Source organism: Deltaproteobacteria bacterium (assembly GCA_016208165.1).
Lineage (GTDB): Bacteria > Desulfobacterota > Desulfarculia > JACQYL01 > JACQYL01 > JACQYL01.
Window position 1 is genome coordinate 45,286 of record JACQYL010000051.1, and the last position, 17,196, is coordinate 62,481.

Genomic DNA, 17,196 nt, shown 5'->3' on the forward strand with positions numbered 1-17,196 from the left:
CTCAGGTGGCCTGGTGGAGGGGGAGTTGAAAACGGAAGGTGGTTCCCCGGCCGGTGGTGCTTTCCACGGAGATGGATCCTCCGTGAAGTTCCACGATGCGTTTGGTTATGGCCAGCCCAAGGCCGACCCTTCCCTCTTTGACGTCGGCACAATGACTTCGATGATGGAACCGGTCAAAGATGTGGGGTAAATCTTCTTCGGAAATTCCGTAGCCCGAGTCCTGAACCCTGATGGCGACTTTGTCTTGCTCTCGGGTCAGCATGAGTTGAATCAGCCCCTTTTCCGGGGTGCACCGAATGGCGTTCTCCAAAAGGTTTTCCAACACACGTTCGATAAGCGCAATATCGGCGTCGACGACAGGGAGATCTTGTTCGATCTCCACCTGCAATCGAATCTGCTTTTCCTTGGCGGTCAGATCGAATTTCTGAATGACGTCATGCGCGAGTTCCATAATATTGAAAGGTTCCCGGTGCATGACGGCTTCGTCGGCTTCTAGCTTCGCGAGTTCGAAAAGCTCCTTGACCAATGTGCTCAGCCAGTGGCAATGCTTATTTGCGATTTCGAGATATCGCTTGCGCTCTTTTGGATCGAGCTGCTGATCCTTGAGCAACAGAGTCTCGATATACCCCTGCAGGTTTGCGAGGGGAGTTCGAAGATCGTGGGAAACATTGGCGATCAGCTCTCTTCGCTTTGCGTCCAATCGGGTGATCTTTCCGATTTGGTACTCGATCCGGGCCACCATCCGTCTGAAATCCGCATCCAGTCGGTCGATTTCATCACCGCTCCGTTTACCTTGCATGGGAACCGCTGTGGTATGATCTTCCGCAGGTCCCTCGCCGTAGGAATCCATCGCGGCCGCCAAACGCCTGAGTCTTCGGGTCAACAATCCAAAAAACAACAGGCCTGCTGCAAAGGTAAACAACAGACTGGCGAGGATCCACCAGGCCGTCAATTTGAGTATGTAGCTTCCTTTCAGTTTCTCTACGACGCTGTCGTAACCCTCTCCACTCAGAATAACGTATAAGTATCCGAGAAGTTGGTCGTTCTTCGTAACGCGCGCCGCGCTGAAGGCTTTTTTCCCTTTCAGGCTGCGCGGGTCGTCGCCTAACAGAGGCGCTCTTGTCCTACCATGTATCCATTGCATTATCGGCTGAATATCGACAACCCGGCGCTTGACTCTGCCGGAAGGGGCCGAAAACGCCAAAACGTTTCCGTCGGGATCGAGGAGATACAGCTCGATGCTGGGATTGACCAGCATCAGCATGTGGAAGATCTCTTTCAAGGCGTCCCCATTGATGCGGCCGTCCTTGATCAGATCCGTATTTTCGGCGATCTGCCTTGCCAGATCGCGATTCAGCTTCTGATTCACCTCCTGCTGATACATCTCCGTGGAGTACTGCGTTACGATGAGAACCGACAGGCCGATTAAGCCGAACAGGAGGAGCAGCACGATGGCGAGTTTAGAATATAATGTCTTAAACATCGGATGCTTCGATGTCGGCGAACTTGTAGCCGACCCCCCGCACCGTTCGAACAAAATGGAGCAATAGGTCGAATTCCTTTGCCGTAAGATCGATGGGCTTTTCTTTCAGGAGGGCCGTTCTCTTTTCAACATCGAGCGTAAGGTCGCCGACTCGTAACTCCGTCTGAACATCCGATGTCCCGGATTGTTTCAATTCTTCGACCCGTCTCAAAATAGCTTTGACCCTTGCGAGCAGTTCCGGAACACTGAACGGCTTGGTTACGTAATCGTCTGCTCCGATTTCGAGTCCTACCACTCGATCTACTTCAGAAGACTTTGCGGTGAGCATGAGGATGGGAGTGTACGATTTCTCGCGCCGCAATCGTTTGCATAGTTCCAAACCATCCAGCCCCGGGAGCATCAGATCGAGAATAATTAGATCATATGTGCGGGTTAATGCCTTGGATAGGCCCGCAAGACCATCATAGGCCAAATCGACCTGAAAATTCATATCACGAAGATGAATGTCCAGCAGCCCGCAAAGGTCCCGGTTGTCCTCGACGATCAATATGGCTTTTGACATGACGCGATCATACCTGAAACAGCCTAAGATGATTGCGGAAGTCGGAAAGGATCTCGTCGCGGCCGGCAACGGCCCGCCGGATTCGCAGATTGAGAAAGAGGACCGGAAGATTAGATGGAGTTCACTCTTTACGGCTTCCCGGCAAGCTGCCTTAGCTCAAATAACACTCCCACGAAATCCTGTACCGACACGAACACTCGTTTGTTGGAGCGGTTTTGATCGGCATACCGTCTGAAGCATTCATCAGCCTCCGCTGGTAATCCGATGTTTCGCAGCAGGACACATGTGTTCGGTTTCCAGGGCGGGGGGTTAACAAATCCGCTCTCAGCCTTCCGGTAAGCGTCCAACACGCGCCTGAACCGCGCCGGCGGCGCTTCGCCGGGCGCCGGAAACCCATCGGATCCTTGTTAGGATACCATCCACCTGCGGATCAGTGCTTCCGTCTGCCTCAGTAAGTCCTGCTTCCCTTCCACCTGACCGGGCTTTTGCACTCCCGCGGCCACGACAAGTTCGTTTTCTCCGAAACCGTACACCTTCAACCACCGCTCGTGCCTGGGATATATGGAGGGGTAGGCCTTCGGGTCCGGGTTGCCCTGGGTGAGTATAAACACCGACTTTTTGCCGGGATCGAGCCGTCCCGTATAGTCGGGATTGAGGAACGAATAGGTACGGTCAAAGAAGCACTTGAATTGACCGGAAACCTCGCCAAAATAGTTGGGAGTCGCCAGAATCATGATGTCGGCGCTTTTGATGGATTCCAGCACCTGGGTCAGATCGTCTTCCAGGACGCAGGAGACGGTCTTTGTCTTGCAGCTGTTGCAGGCAATGCACCCGCTGTAATCCATATCCTTCAAAACGAATGTTTCCGTTATTGCTCCGAGCTTTGAAGCCGTATCGAGCATTGTTTGGGCAATAATGGAACTATTGGCTCCCTTCCGAGGACTGCCGAGTATGGCCAGGCATTTCATTTGAAACCTCCTTGCCTATCGTTCTAAGGAACAAAGAAGTAAATGGCGAACGGAATACAAACGTACAACAAATGGGCCCAAAAAACCACCTTCATGAACTCCAACAGCGGCAGCGACGATTCTTCGCCGCAGACCAGAGCTGCTCCCCCGCCGCCGCCGACGACTACATTGATCGGCAAAATGAGCAGCAGAAAAATGATCGTCTTTTCCGAAAGTCGAATCTTGAAGGGCAACTTGAATATTAGACGATTGATTTTAGTTCCGAAGCGGTCTTCTTCCAGGTAATGCTGTATGATGTGGAAAATGCTGACGGACTCTCCCTTGGGCCACCAGTCTTTCTTGGCCAGCCGTTTTTCGAGCAGCTTCTTGAAAATCTTCATCACGATGGGATACCGGCGTCCGACCAGAAAATTCACTCCCATGGAAACGAATGTTCCCGCCATGAAGTAGAGCACGCCTGTAAATCCCGCGAAGATGACCAGCAACAGACCTATCCCGCCCGGAACGTAGGGAATGGAGAGGCAGACAGCATACACCACTGTCACGTATAACAGAATATCCGGCCGGGTTTCCATCATCTCTTTCAGTTGGACGAGCCTTTCCCCGATATTGCGCGGTGAGGCTTCCAGTAGCCAGCAGAGAAAGATGAAAAGAGCTCCAAAAAAGAGGGCCAGGTAGATCAGGTGGCGATATTTCATGAATGGTTGCGTTCTCCCGAGACGCACCTTTATTACACATATGGTTTTCAAAAATAAAGCAATAAAGTGAAGAGGCTGCAGCGAAATTCCCCTGATTTGCCTTTGGATACGGAGTGGAGGGGGGAGGAGGGGCGAATGACGATTCGCCCCTGCCTGATGACATCGCCGCCCCCTCGCCGAGGGGGGAAAGGGCAAGGGGGCGTGCACGGACAAGCACCGCCGATTGGTATCTTTTCAGCGTGGTCTATATATTATCGATCTTTCCATGCCGGAGGGCGTTTGTTCAAAAAGGCTTCCAGTCCTTCGGCGGCATCATGCGTCTTCATGAGTTTGTCCATGTACAGCTCTTCTATGCGATCAAGCCCTGTCCCGGGGTCATCCAGGAGTCCACACAAGGCGCTTTCGCGAGCGAGTTTCATCACAACGGAGCTGTTTCCGATGAACCTTCCGATAAAGGACTCCACGGCGGACTCGAACTCGTCCGCCGGCGCAACTTGGTTGATCATCCCCGCGCGTTCGGCCGCTTCCGCGGACCAGGTATCGCCGCTCAAAATGAATTCCATGGCTTTTTTCCTGCCGATAATGCGGGGCAGGATCAGCGCGGCGATGGGTGGGAAGACTCCGACTTTGATCTCGGGTTGGCCGAATTTGGCCTTCTCTGAAGCAATGACCATATCGCAGTAGACGGCCAATTCGCACCCGCCACCCAGTGCGGCTCCCTGCACGGCCGCTATGCTTGGAACGCCGAGTTCGTCCATACGTCGGAACATGCCATGAAATGCATCGATCATTTTAGGCATCAGGTCACCCACGTGCTCGCCCACATCGACCCCGGCGGAAAAGGCCTTCCCTTCGGCTCTGAACACCAGCAGCTTCGGAGGTTCACTCTTCAGCCTTTCCAGCTCCCGGTTCACTTCATTCATCATCTCGATATTCAAAACGTTGAGCGGAGGACGATTTAGGATAATCGTGGCTACGCCGTAGCTGGAAGCGGTCAGAATATGCCGGTAACTCATAATGGTCTCCTTACACGGGATGGTTTTGAGGCTACGGTCCGGCCCCGGGATCCTGCAGACGGCCGTGACAACCTCGCGAAATGATCTGGAACGATCCGGCCCGGTCGCCAAGCAAAAACCAGGCCGAATCGGAAAACTCCGACAAGGGTCCCCGATACCGGTCTTTGCACTCCGTTCGGAATCCCTCGAGCGATCAAGCGCCCATGGTTACCGCATGGCCTCTTGCGTGAGGCCGCCACCGCGCAGGCGCTCCGTGCCGACACGATCCTTCGCTTGTAAAAAGCTCGGAGAGCGAACGGCCCATCGTCGTTGGGAGTACTGAAACGCGTCCCGAATCGAAACCGGGGTCATGACATTATCTCTGTCGTTTTCCCAAAACCTCTTCGAAGAAGTTATCGTCGAATAGATCCCCGTTTGCGATCTTTTGACGCAGCCTTACGAAATCAATGGTGTCCCGACCCGTGATCTTCTTGGTGTTAAACGCGTTGAAGCCCAGGAAGGCTTCCCCCATCATGTTGGCGGCCAACCAATGGCGATTGGGCAACTTCATCTGATCCCAGAAGAATTTCTTTTTGGCCCTGACGCTGTCTATGGACTTGATCAGGCATCCGGGAAACAGGTTTGTAAAGGACCAAATGATGTTGTCCACTTCCTTATCCAGCAAGGAGAAGTCAATTTCGCATGTCTTGATGAACTCTCTCCCCTCTTTCAGTTCATCGCCTACTTTAGACTCTCCATAGACAATCTCCCCGTCCTCGACAAACGTGTCGGTGATTACCTGCGGGTTGCGGTAAAGCTGACCGGCTTTTCTGAGTACGGGCGTCGACTTGGAAATCAGCCCCTTGAGCTTCATCTTATAGGCGGACCAGAGTTCGCACGAAATGCAGTTCCACATAGCGTCTTCAATGGAGAGCATCCAGGGCAGAAAATCCGACGAGCCACCATCGGGAGCGGACCCGTGACGCGGGCCGGCCTGTCCGAAGATCGCGAGGTCGGACGAAATGGTCAGATCACAGGCCATCCCGATTTCCTGGCCGCCGGCGACCCTCATGCCGTTGACCCTGCAAATGGTGGGTTTCTTGCAATTCAGTATGGCGTCCACCATGCCGTTGAACAGGTCCATGTATTCGCCATATTCGTTCGGGCGTTTGCTGTAGTATTCGGCATATTCTTTGGTGTTCCCGCCGGTACAAAAGGCTTTGTCCCCCGTCCCGGTAAACACCACCGCCACCACGCTGCGATCCAAAGAGGCGGAGGAGAATCCTGCAATAACGCCTTTTACCATTCCCGTGGTATACGAATTATATTGGGCAGGGTTGTTCAGACGCACCCATGCGGTGTACAGACCTTCAATTTCCTTTCCCTTGGGATCTAATACGGGTTTCTTTTCGTAGACCGTACAGGGGGCTTCCGTTCCCCAATACTCGCCTCCCATCAGACTATGGTCTTTGAGCTGATCGTCTTTTCCGATCCAATCCAAACTCATTGTAGTTCCCTCCTGTCTATGACAAGGCTTAAAAGTCGGGCTCCAAAACGATCCTTCGAGTGAATTTGCCGGCGTGCTGATCTTCCAAAACCTGCACGATCTTGCTCATGGGGCGGGTTTCAAGGAAAGGCTCGATCTGGACTTTGCCCGATTGCACCAGTTCCAGCACCTTGGGATAATATTCGGGCAAGCACGCCCAAGTGCCTATGATTTCCGCATCGAAGGCCATTAGGCGGCTGAACATATATTCGCTCGAATGCAGACCGAAACCGATAATGACGAGCTTGCTCACAAAGGTCAGGAGAGCCAGTCCCATTTGCTGACCGATTTGCGTGCCGCTGCATTCGAATATTTTCAGGCCGTACCCGGCTTGCACGCCGTTCGCCTTACATACATCCTTGAATTCGTTTCGAATGGCTTGGACGTCCTTGTCCGCCGTGTGAATGGCGAGGTCCGCACCGTACTTGAGGCTCCGTGTCAGTTTTTCTTCGTCCCGCTCCAGGCCTATAACGGTCTTGGCTCCCAAGGCTTTTACGATCTGCACCATGTAGACGCCGATACCTCCTCCGGCGCCGATAACGACAGCCACGTCGCCATTGGTCACGTCGGCGCGTTTCGCGGCCTGGTACGGAGTGGTGGCGGCGTCCGCTATAACGGCATAATGGGACAATGGGAGTCCCCGGGTGTCTTCGATAACGCAAAGTCCGTCGGAAGGCACGGGGACGTGGGACGAGAAACCGCCGTATATGTCGTGGGAATTGCCCAGCATTCTCTGTTTGAGGCAACGATTGCCACGATGCCTGTCGCAGATTTCACAGCGGCCGCAGGGCATGACCGCGGGTATGAGAACATTCTTTCCGATCATGTCGGATTTTCCGGCAATCACCGTCCCGCTGACTTCGTGTCCCAGACTCAAGGGAGGTTTGTTGACCGTAGGTACTCCGTCATAGAAGTATCCCAGGTCAGTGTGGCACACCCCACAACCGGCGACTTCAACTAGAACTTCACCCTCCTTAAGCTCGGGAACCGGAATCTTCTTCAGCTCAATAAGACCGGGGATTTTCTGCCCCGTTTCCTTATCCTTAGCCCATGGCCGCACCATCTGCCACGTCTGGATCGTCTGTGGAATGCCTGCCATTCGTTGCCTCCTCTCTGACTTGAATTCTATCTGTCCATACCGTACGGCGCTGCGCAGTCTTACCTGGTTTAATCGAAAATGGGTGTATCCGGCGCGTCCCTTTGCCTGCGCCTGATGCTTTTCCGGGAGGCAGCGCCTTCCTAATCCGCGGCCCCACTTTTCAGGGCACGGCGTTTCATCGGGCGAATCAGATCATTCCATATCCGCCGTCAACGCAAACTAGCTGGCCGGTGATGTAATTGGCGTCGTCCGAGGCCAGGAATACGAACGCGGGCGTAATATCATCGGGTTCCGCGAAGCGCCTGAGCAGTATCCGGTTCATATAAATATCACGGAGTTTCTCGTCGGTGCGGATCTTTTCCGTCATATCGGTGGCAACGATGCCCAGCGAAATCGTATTTGCGCACACATTGAACCGCGCCAGTTCTCGGGCTACGCTCTTGGTGAAAGCGATGATTCCGCCTTTGGCGGCGCTGTAGTTCACTTGGCCCACGGTGCCCACGATTCCCGCCACGGAGGTCACGTTGATGATTTTGCCCGAATTCTGCTCTTTCATGAACAACGCGGCCGCCTGCGTGCAGAAGAAAGCGCCTTTCAGATGCACGTCCAAAACCCGATCCCATTCCTCTTCACTCATTTTGATCAACAGGTTCGGGCGGGTTATGCCGGCATTATTCACCAGGATGTCGACGCTTCCGAAGCGCTCCTTGGCGGCGGAGATGAGGCTGTTGGCCTCCGCTCTGTCGGACACGTCCGCCATGTGCAATATCGCCTGACTCCCAAGGGCCTCGATTTCTTTGACCGTAGCCTCGGCAGCGGCCTGGTTGCTCGAGTAGTTGACGACAACCCGTGCTCCTTCTCGCGCATAGGCAATAGCCACGGCCCGGCCAACACCACGACTGGCGCCCGTGACAACGGCGGTCTTGCCTTTCAGTTTCATAAATCGCATCCTCCAACGCCTCTGAAAGTTACATCATAATTATAATATAGTTACATCATAGTTATTGAAAACAAAGATCATTGTCAACGAAAAACGAGATTACAGACGATTCCACCGTCGGCGCCGCAGCAGAACGGCATCCGATTCAAGGGCATAACGGCTGCTCCGGGCAGTTTGTCCTTGAATTTCCACCCGCCATCGTTCCATAATTCATGTAAAAGAAAAGGAATCGAAACATGAATGAACGCGCGCTCACATTTCTACGGTTATGGTCAAAGCTTCTGGTACTGTGTCTGGTCATGTCTTTTTCGGCGTGCGCGTGGCTGAGCGCCAAGAAGCCCCCCGTCCGTCCGGAAGGCAAAGTGCCCGAGGGCTCCTACGAGGTCTTCGGACAGAGCTACAGTCCCTTGAAGACCGCCGACGGTTTTTCGCAAATCGGCGTCGCTTCCTGGTATGGCAGCGATTTTCACGGACGGAGGACCTCCAACGGCGAAGATTACAACATGTTTTCCATGACCGCCGCCCATACGATACTGCCTTTCGATACCGTAGTGTTGGTGCGAAATCTCGAGAGTGGAAAAGAAGCTAAAGTGAGGATCAATGATCGAGGTCCTTTTGTGAAAGGACGCGTGATCGATCTTTCTTTCAGAGCAGCCAAGGAGATCGGCGTCGTGGGACCGGGCACGGCGCGTGTTCAGGTTTTGGCTTTGGGCAAAGAAAAGACGGTCACGAAAGGTGGCATGACGACAACTATATACGAGCCCGCGGCCGACTATGGTATCGGCACCTTCTTCATCCAGGTGGGCTCTTTCACCGTGAGAAAGAATGCGGAGCAATTGGTTTCAAAACTCAAGGATTCATATGGCGACGCACATATCGTTGAATACGATCGCGGAGACCAACTCTTTTACCAGGTACGGGTGGCTAAGGCCGGAACCCTGACCGGCGCTAAAGAAAAGGCCAGACAATTGAAGCAAGTTGGATTTGAAGACTCGTTTATTGTCTCCGATTGAAGCGGCCTATCTTTCCAAATCCGGATTCATCCTTCTGCGAAGCACTCCGGATGTCTTGAATACGACCACTTTGCGCGCGCGTAGTTGCAGGTCTGCTTTGGTCTGCGGGTTTCGTCCCCGGCGCGCTTTTTTGTCTTTCACCATGAACTTTCCAAACCCGCTAATAAGGAGATTGTCGCCCTCTTCCAAAGTAGACTTGACCAGTTCGAGAAGCTTTTCGACGACCCGCCTCGCTTGGCTTTTGCTCAATCCGGCTTGCTCATAGACGTTGTTGATAATTTTGTCTTTGGTTAACGCCATGGACCCCTTCTCCTTTCGTGAGTCTGAAAAAGCCTTCTATAGCTCCTATGCCCTACAAGTAATGAATTTGTCAAGCTTTTTCTGGTAGTCAGGAAAACCTACGCGCCTTTAACACAAACACGAGGTCTCGGTGTGTCCGTTTCTGGATCCGCACATGCGGAAGTACAGAGGCTCACCAGCTGAAACCTGCCGCCAAAAGCCGAAAAATCATCTTAACAATCTAACATGATTGCCGGTTTGGGTCCTTTAATCCCCAAAAGGCCTGTTTGGCGCGTCATTGTGAAAAGGGTCCTTTGTCTGCGCCCGGATAGTCTTCCGCATGCCGGTATTGGAACATGGTAATACGGCTCTGTCCGTAACTACGCTGCGTCCATTGCGTGAGTCTCCGAAACGCCGGCATAGCCTCCGATTTCGCGGCATGCTCGGCGATTACGAGACAAGACGGCTGCAGGAGCACGGATGCATCGAGCCGTTCGAGGGTCGGAACCAGGAGACCGCTATCGTAAGGGGGATCGATAAAAACCAATTGGAATGTCATGCCCAATCCTGCCAACGGACCCAATCCCTTGCGCAGGTCGTGCCGTATGATCCGCACCCGGTCCGTCAGATCCAACGAGGCCGCATTCCTTCGAATGGACTCCAGGGCTCTCGGGCTGAAGTCCACCACAACGGCCGCCTCGCACCCACGGCTTAATGCTTCAAGCGAGAGTACGCCGGTTCCTGCGAAAAGATCCAGAAAAAAACAACCGCTCAGGTCGTGGCCGATGATGTTGAAGATGGCTTCCCGGACGAGATCGGCTGTAGGTCGGATAGCAAGTCCTTTGGGGACTGTTATCTTCCTTCCCCTGAACGTGCCCCCGGTGATTCGCAAACGGTTCCTTTCCAGGATGGGTTACAACGAACAGATGACTGGAGCTCTTTCGGTCCGCAGAGGGGTCTTGCTTAACCGGCATCCCGCCGTACCGGCTCGGATGTGCATATGTCGAAGCACCGTTACTACGCCGAAAAGGACGACTTGATCGGAGGATCACACGCCCAATGCTGTTCGAGCCAAGGACCTGGAATTGGAGAGCATTTCCTCGAAATCCGCCTCGGTCAAGCCTGCTCCGAGCACCACTTGCCGGGCAAAATGGCTTCCAATCAGGTCTCCGGGAGCATGGGCGTCCGTATTGAGAACCAGCCTGGCGCCGGCTTTTTTCGCCATCCGCGCCACCCTCCCATTTCCCAGGCTATGTCCCTTTCGGGCGCTGATCTCCAGACAGACTCCGTTCGCAGCAGCCATTCGGGCTTCCTCTTCGGTAATCAGTCCCGGGTGAGCCAGGATATCCACTTTCGCCTGAATGGCGGCAAGATTGGTTCCCTCGGCCACAGGCTCAACGATGGTCTCGCCATGGACCAACACCAGTTTAGCCCCCAACTTGTACGCCTCTCCGGCCAACTCGGAAATCAGTGGAGGCGGGACGTGAGTCAATTCAACACCGGGGATGGTTTGTACGGCGGCATATCGATTGACCCGCTGCGTCACCTTGACCACTCGCGGTATAATCCAGTCCAGATTCGAATCGTCGCCGTGATCGGTGATGGCCAGGTACTCGTAGTTCATGGCGTCGATACGCCGAATCAGTTCAGAAGGAAGCAACTCACCGTCGCTAAAGAGGGAATGGGTATGAAGATCTATCATTTTGGTCGGGGAAGATCCTTTCTAAGGGGGCCCACCATGTCTTCCGTGAAGAACAAGCGCAACGCCGTCCGATGTATGAATCCCGGGCGTGAAACCGTCGTCCGGGAGAGAAGGAATTACATTTTGTATTTTCCGAAATCATCGGGATCGAGCCCCTCGAGGATCTCGGTCCATTTCTTGCCCTCTTCGCCGCTTACGGATTCCTTATAATGAGGTTCCATGTTTTTCGATTTCTGGAACACGATCTCGTTCACAAAAATAGGCGCTTCGGCCCGCAGGGCAATGGCAATGGCATCCGATGGGCGCGCGTCAATCTGCAGGGTCTTATCCTGAAATTCAAAATGGATCAATGCATAGTAGGTGTTGTCTTTCAAGTCGCATATCTCTATACGCGACACTTTCGCACCCAGCAGTTCCGTGGTGTTCTTATACAGGTCATGGGTCATGGGCCTTGAAAAACGCACCTTTTCCAGTTCGCTGGCAATGGCCGTAGCTTCGAGTAGGCCGATCCAGATGGGGATTACCTTATCCCCGTCCTTCTCCTTCAGAATGAGGATCGGACTGTTGGTCATCGGGTCAACGGTCAGTCCGCTGATGTTCATTCTTACTGTCATGGCGCCCCTCCTTGGCAGGTGAATAATGCGGGTCTCCCTCGAAGCGAGTGCAGAAGCCCTTCTTCAATCCGGATTGGGACGATTTGGCCTATGAGATCCTCGGATCCTTCAAAGTTGACGATCTGATTCCCGGCGATCCTGCCCGTCAGTTGAAGCGGATTTCTTTTATTGCGGCTCTCGACCAGCACCCACTCGATCCTTCGTTCGAACCTCATATTGCGTTCCATGGTGATCTTTTTCTGGATCGCCTGAAGCGAACGAAGTCGTCGGCTTTTTGTTTCTTCGGAGATTTTGTCCTCAAATCGTACGGCCTTGGCCGGTACGCGGTCGGAATACTTGAATGAAAAGGCGCCATCGAACTTCACCATTTGGAGCATATCCAGCGTCTCCTGGAAATCCTCCTCCGATTCTCCTGGGAAACCAACGATAAGATCCGTAGTAATACTGATATCAGGGCAAACCTTTCGAAGATCCTCGATCTTGGTCAGATAGTCTTCGCGCGTGTAACGCCGATTCATTCGTTTTAAGATTCGGTTGGAGCCGCTTTGCAGCGGCAGATGTATATGCGGGCAGAGCTTCGACAATCTTCCGAATGCGGAAACCAAGGCCGGCGACAAATCCTTTGGATGAGAGGTGGTAAACCGGATCCTTTGAAGCCCGTCCAACTCGTTCATCCGTTCGAGCAACTCCGAAAACCCCAACTGCTCGTCCGGGGACAGGTAGGAATTGACGTTTTGTCCCAACAGGGTAATCTCCTTGACCCCGGCCCGCAGCAAACCCGTTGCTTCGTTCAAAATGCTTTCCGCCGACCGGCTCACCTCCCGACCCCGAACGTACGGAACCACGCAGAATGTGCAGAAGTTGTCGCACCCCCGCATGATGGTGATCAATCCTTTGACTCCCGTCTCGCAGGCGGAGCCAGGCTGCGCAGCTGGGTTCTCTTCGAACCTGTAGTGGAGATCAGTATAACATAACCGCTTCGTGCCGTTCGACAATTCGGCCAAAATTTGGGGCAAGTCAAAAAAAGCGTGCGTCCCGAACACAAAGTCCAAGTGTCCCACCCGATCAAGAAGACTTTCACCTTTCTGTTGAGCGACGCATCCTCCCACTCCTATGAGGGTGGAAGGCTTTCGTTGCTTGAATCGTTTCAATCGGCCCAAGAGGCTGTAAACCTTCTGCTCGGCTTTTTCTCTGACACTGCACGTGTTGATCAGGATCAGGTCCGCTTCCCTGATCTCGTCCGTCCGGATGTAGCCCACCGGCGCCAGAATGTTGGCGACTTTCGACGAGTCGTACTCATTCATCTGGCAACCGAAGGTAGTTATGTGAAACCGTTTAGTCACTATTTAACCTGTCTGGAGAGAACGGCAACGGTGCGATTACACCAAATGGGTTACACTTACCGGCACACAGGACGGGACCGCGCTCTTAGCGATGGGAATCTTACGCGACAGCATAGAAAATCTCTCAATTTACGAGCATCTTATCAAGTTCGAAGTTGCTTTTCAAACTGAATAAAAACGGACGTCGCCAAAATAAAGCTTGCCAACAACGCCCGGATAGGATCTTATGAAGAGTGAAAGGTGTCGGCAAACCACATGATTCGCAGGCTATATTTCTCTTTTCCGCCTCTGTTATCGTATGATTCGGCTGAAAGATGAAAACCCTTCTCGAACGCTGCCTTACATAACCATAAGTCTGGTGGGTTTAAACGTATTGGTGTATCTGTACCAATCGGCACTAGGTCCCGGGCTGGAAACCAGGTTTGTTCTGCAGTTCGGCGTGATTCCCTACGAAATTACTCACTTTCAATCTATTGGGGAGGTCACGAGGTACAGCCCGGCGCCCAGATTCCTCACACCACTCACCGCCATGTTTGTTCACGGTGGATTGCTCCATCTGGCTGGAAATATGCTTTATCTCTGGATCTTCGGGAATAATGTGGAGGACGCCTTGCCTATTTTCTGATGTATCCCCGCGCCAGGGTGACCACGCTTGTATTTGTGTTCATCATTGTTCGACTGGTCAGGATCCCGGCGGGTGTGCTGCTGGGAGCATGGTTGGTGCTGCAGATGGTAAGCGCCGTCTCGAGTCAGACCGGCGTAGCCTGGTTTGCTCACATAGGCGGGTTCCTAGCCGGAATGGTTCTACTCGTGTTAATGCTGGGAAAGCGGTCACCGTCGGTCCGAAACCGCGGCTGACAGCCCCTTCTTCACTCAGCATTTGTCCTCGCCTTCGGCCGGACGAAGGCGGACCTCCGCTTCCAAGGCCTCCAGAATGGTATCCAACTCCCCTTCACGACCCGGGGGGACGAACACAGCGATCTTCCCGACTTTCGGATCCAGAGTCGTTATAAGAGCCAGGCCTTCATGCCCCTCGAGCACGAATTTGAAGAAGGCCAGTTGACTCCGATCTATATAGTATACTCGTTGAATACAGTCCATACAAAGTAGTTTAGTTGAAAGTGGGACTCTTGTACCACGTTTACGGCATCCGCGCCACTCTTCAGACACACTTGGGACTCAGGTCAGCGACAACCGGGGTTGTCCTCCAGAGTTGGTTTGACAAAGCAAGGTTAAGCATTTACTAATTGGGATATCAGATTCGCCGGGAAGAAACGAGGTCGTGAAAGTGACTTGCAGACGCGTCTTAGTCGTGGATGACGAGATAGAGATTCGAAACCTCATGAAGGAATTCGTGGAGCACTTCGGATACGAGGCGGAAACCGCTGCGGACGGCAGGGAAGCCCTCGAACTGGTAGGCCGGAGGCCATTTGATATCATCATCACGGACATCCAGATGCCCGACATTAGCGGACTCGATCTTATTGATAACATTAAGAAATCATATCCCGACATCGAGCTCATCGCCGTGACGGGGTATAACATGGAATATCGTTATACCGACGTGATCAATGTGGGCGCCACTGACTTCATTACCAAGCCCGTCGACGCCAACGAGCTGCACGCCAAGATACTGCGCATCTTCAGGGAGCTGGATTTGAGGGCTGAGCTCCGGCGCTTGACCGTACGGGACGCACTTACGGACCTTTACAATCGACGGTTTTTCGACGAGCGCGGCAAAGAAGAGGTGGCCAGAGCCTTACGCCAGAAATTTTCTCTTTTTCTGATTTTGATCGACATAGACAAGTTCAAACCTTTTAATGACAGGTTCGGACATCAGGCCGGAGATGATGTCCTTCGGTTTCTGGCTGAAGTAATCTCCTGCTCCATTCGAAAGGATATGGATATCAGCTTCAGATATGGAGGAGATGAATTCGGAGTGCTCGTGCCTCAGGTCGCCGCCGAGCAGGCCAGGGGCGTCGCCGAACGGATTCGGAAGAAATATCTGAAAGGAAAGTATAACGCCACGTCCTTGAGCCTGGGACTTGCTCAACTCGAAGATGACGGAATGGAGCATGACAATCACTTCTATCTTTTGATCAAACGCGCCGACGATGCTTTGTATTCGGCTAAGAAACAGGGCGGGAACCTGGTAACCTTCTACTCCGACAATCCTTCAAATGAGTAGTGTCGCGGACTTGACGCCCCAGTGAAGCCGCCGGACTCTCGAGTTCAGCTCTTACTTGGAACGTTTCAAAACTTTTGGAGATCCGTAATGTTTGCACGATTTCTGGTCATCCTGAGTGCGGTTTTGGCGGTATTACCGATCTCGATGGATGCATTCGCCGTATCCCCGGACGAGCCCGCCTCCACGAGCGAAGAACAGCGACAGATCGCCCTGACGATCTATAACGAAGACCTTGGGCTCGTGAAGGACGTACGTCGTGTCAAATTAAAACAGGGGCCCTTCCTGATGGAGTTTCTGGACGTCGCCGAAAAGATGGATCCCACGTCCGTTTTTCTGAAATCGCTGACGCATCCCGGCCAACTTTCCGTTTTGGAGCAGAACTACGAATTCGACCTGATAACGCCCCAGCGACTATTGGAGAAGTCCGTAGGGAGGAAAGTGATCCTTGTGGATCGCATCAAGGAAACCGGAGTGGAACAAAGGACCGAAGCCACGCTTTTGTCCGTTCAATCCGGCACGGTCTACCAGGTTGGGGAAGAAATCGATATGAATCCTCCGGGACGCCCCGTGTTGCCCTCCCTGCCGGATGGTCTGCACTCCCAGCCGACTCTCGTATGGCTTCTTGAAAACCGGGGAGAGAAACATCAGACCATCGAGGTTTCGTACCTGACGCGAGGTATTTCCTGGAAGGCCGATTATGTTGCCGTCATCGACCAGGAAGATCGTTCCATGGATCTCACGTGCTGGGTGACCATTCGAAACGAGTCCGGTTCCTCCTACAAGGACGCCCGGATCAAGCTGATCGCCGGTGACGTTCATCAGGAAACGGAGGCTCCGCCCAGGCGGGTCATGATGGCCATGGCCGAGGATAAGGCCGCCCCCGAATTCAAAGAGACGCCGTTTTTCGAGTATCATCTCTATACCTTGGACAGACCCAGCACCATCAAAGACAGCCAGATCAAACAGATGACGTTGCTGTCCGCCACCGGAACGCCGGTGAAAAAGGAATACTTCTACCGCGCCCCTCGCGGTTTCTGGGGGGAAAAGCTGGCGGATACCCAGAAAGATAAAGCCCAGGTGGAGCTGGTGTTTCGAAACGATCAGAAGAGCCGCCTCGGGGTACCCCTCCCCAAAGGAAAGTTACGCATTTACAAAGCGGACACGGACCAGACCCTGCAGTTTATCGGCGAGGATTCGCTGGATCACACGCCCAAGGACGAAGACGTTCGTGTGCGAGTGGGAAAAGCGTTCGACGTGGTGGTGGAGAGAAGTCAGACGAACTTCAGTCGGTTAAGTCCCACCGTGCTGGAAGAATCCTATGAGATTCGTGTAAGCAACCACAAAAACGACGCCGTTACCATTTTTGTCGAGGAGAATCTGGAAGGGGACTGGCAGATAACGAAGAGCAGCCGGGACTGGGTAAAAAAGGACGCGTTTACCATCCGATTCGAAGTCCGCGTGCAACCGGGGCAGGTCGAGACCGTCAGCTATTCGAGCGTATCCAAAAGGTAAGCCGGCCTTTGGGGTGGATTCAGCAAACCGTTCCCTCGACTCCGCGAACGGGGGCCCAGACCTCCGGGAGGGTGCGGCATAAACCCAACAAATTCAATACGTTGGGTTACGCTCGCTGCGCTCCCTAACCCAACCTACAAGACCGATGCGACATACGCGGACCCCCTTCGGATTGATGCGGGCACGGTCGGAGAGTAGCTTGGGTTGAGGAACGAAACCCAACAAATTCAATACCTTCGATAGGCCCCTATTTT

At 53.3% G+C, this 17,196-nt stretch carries 17 protein-coding genes and 1 pseudogene; 4 read left to right on the forward strand and 14 right to left on the reverse strand.

Features of this window, described 5'->3' with window-relative positions; all coding sequences use genetic code 11:
- Position 1 precedes the first annotated feature (1 nt).
- The 8 genes from HY788_10830 to HY788_10865 all read right to left on the reverse strand — a co-directional run bounded on the left by HY788_10830 (position 2) and on the right by HY788_10865 (position 8,291).
- Positions 2 to 1,483, reverse strand: a complete 1,482-nt coding sequence (locus HY788_10830) for a GHKL domain-containing protein (GenBank protein MBI4774655.1) — start codon at positions 1,481 to 1,483, stop codon at positions 2 to 4.
- A complete protein-coding gene (locus tag HY788_10835) occupies positions 1,476 to 2,045 on the reverse strand; it encodes a response regulator transcription factor (GenBank protein MBI4774656.1) in 570 nt (189 codons plus the stop codon). Before HY788_10835 ends, HY788_10830 begins: the two co-directional genes overlap by 8 nt.
- 407 nt (positions 2,046 to 2,452) lie before the next feature.
- Complete coding sequence (locus HY788_10840) at positions 2,453 to 3,013, reverse strand: flavodoxin family protein (GenBank protein ID MBI4774657.1); 561 nt, start codon at positions 3,011 to 3,013, stop codon at positions 2,453 to 2,455.
- A 23-nt stretch (positions 3,014 to 3,036) separates the two neighbouring features.
- Positions 3,037 to 3,711 (reverse strand): hypothetical protein, encoded by a 675-nt coding sequence (locus tag HY788_10845; protein MBI4774658.1) that lies wholly within the window; start codon positions 3,709 to 3,711, stop codon positions 3,037 to 3,039.
- A 251-nt stretch (positions 3,712 to 3,962) separates the two neighbouring features.
- Positions 3,963 to 4,727, reverse strand: coding sequence for an enoyl-CoA hydratase/isomerase family protein (locus HY788_10850; GenBank protein MBI4774659.1), 765 nt, complete (start codon positions 4,725 to 4,727; stop codon positions 3,963 to 3,965).
- 355 nt (positions 4,728 to 5,082) lie between these two features.
- A complete protein-coding gene (gene oah / locus HY788_10855; protein MBI4774660.1) occupies positions 5,083 to 6,213 on the reverse strand; it encodes a 6-oxocyclohex-1-ene-1-carbonyl-CoA hydratase in 1,131 nt (376 codons plus the stop codon).
- Positions 6,214 to 6,241: 28 nt separating this feature from the next.
- Positions 6,242 to 7,351 (reverse strand): 6-hydroxycyclohex-1-ene-1-carbonyl-CoA dehydrogenase, encoded by a 1,110-nt coding sequence (had, locus tag HY788_10860; GenBank protein ID MBI4774661.1) that lies wholly within the window; start codon positions 7,349 to 7,351, stop codon positions 6,242 to 6,244.
- A 187-nt stretch (positions 7,352 to 7,538) separates the two neighbouring features.
- Entirely contained in the window at positions 7,539 to 8,291 is a 753-nt protein-coding gene (locus tag HY788_10865) for a 3-oxoacyl-ACP reductase FabG (GenBank protein ID MBI4774662.1), read from the reverse strand.
- Positions 8,292 to 8,527: 236 nt separating this feature from the next.
- On the opposite strand from HY788_10865, the gene HY788_10870 reads away from it, so the two are divergent.
- A complete protein-coding gene (locus tag HY788_10870) occupies positions 8,528 to 9,304 on the forward strand; it encodes a septal ring lytic transglycosylase RlpA family protein (GenBank protein MBI4774663.1) in 777 nt (258 codons plus the stop codon).
- A gap of 6 nt (positions 9,305 to 9,310) precedes the next feature.
- On the opposite strand, the gene HY788_10875 is transcribed toward HY788_10870, so the two are convergent.
- The 5 genes from HY788_10875 to miaB form a co-directional block, all read right to left on the reverse strand.
- Positions 9,311 to 9,604: an integration host factor subunit alpha gene (locus tag HY788_10875; protein MBI4774664.1), complete on the reverse strand. Its 294-nt coding sequence runs from the start codon at positions 9,602 to 9,604 to the stop codon at positions 9,311 to 9,313.
- A 274-nt stretch (positions 9,605 to 9,878) separates the two neighbouring features.
- A complete protein-coding gene (gene rsmD / locus HY788_10880; GenBank protein ID MBI4774665.1) occupies positions 9,879 to 10,475 on the reverse strand; it encodes a 16S rRNA (guanine(966)-N(2))-methyltransferase RsmD in 597 nt (198 codons plus the stop codon).
- A 156-nt stretch (positions 10,476 to 10,631) separates the two neighbouring features.
- Positions 10,632 to 11,285 carry a histidinol phosphate phosphatase domain-containing protein gene (locus HY788_10885; protein ID MBI4774666.1) on the reverse strand — a complete coding sequence of 218 codons (654 nt, stop codon included), beginning with the start codon at positions 11,283 to 11,285 and terminating at the stop codon, positions 10,632 to 10,634.
- A gap of 116 nt (positions 11,286 to 11,401) precedes the next feature.
- On the reverse strand, positions 11,402 to 11,899 hold the full coding sequence (locus tag HY788_10890; protein MBI4774667.1) for a bifunctional nuclease family protein: 498 nt from the start codon (positions 11,897 to 11,899) through the stop codon (positions 11,402 to 11,404).
- Positions 11,896 to 13,242, reverse strand: coding sequence for a tRNA (N6-isopentenyl adenosine(37)-C2)-methylthiotransferase MiaB (gene miaB, locus HY788_10895; protein ID MBI4774668.1), 1,347 nt, complete (start codon positions 13,240 to 13,242; stop codon positions 11,896 to 11,898). Before miaB ends, HY788_10890 begins: the two co-directional genes overlap by 4 nt.
- Positions 13,243 to 13,540: 298 nt before the next feature.
- Here miaB and HY788_10900 point away from each other — a divergent pair.
- Positions 13,541 to 14,100 (forward strand): annotated as a pseudogene (locus tag HY788_10900) (rhomboid family intramembrane serine protease).
- A 15-nt stretch (positions 14,101 to 14,115) separates the two neighbouring features.
- On the opposite strand, the gene HY788_10905 reads toward HY788_10900, so the two are convergent.
- On the reverse strand, positions 14,116 to 14,343 hold the full coding sequence (locus HY788_10905; protein ID MBI4774669.1) for a DUF4911 domain-containing protein: 228 nt from the start codon (positions 14,341 to 14,343) through the stop codon (positions 14,116 to 14,118).
- A 181-nt stretch (positions 14,344 to 14,524) separates the two neighbouring features.
- Between HY788_10905 and HY788_10910 the strand changes: the two genes are divergently transcribed.
- Both HY788_10910 and HY788_10915 read left to right on the forward strand, forming a co-directional pair.
- The gene (locus HY788_10910; protein ID MBI4774670.1) at positions 14,525 to 15,430 is read left to right on the forward strand and encodes a diguanylate cyclase; all 906 of its coding nucleotides are present in this window, start codon (positions 14,525 to 14,527) and stop codon (positions 15,428 to 15,430) included.
- A gap of 87 nt (positions 15,431 to 15,517) precedes the next feature.
- Positions 15,518 to 16,942 carry a DUF4139 domain-containing protein gene (locus HY788_10915; GenBank protein MBI4774671.1) on the forward strand — a complete coding sequence of 475 codons (1,425 nt, stop codon included), beginning with the start codon at positions 15,518 to 15,520 and terminating at the stop codon, positions 16,940 to 16,942.
- The last annotated feature ends 254 nt before the right edge of the window (positions 16,943 to 17,196 follow it).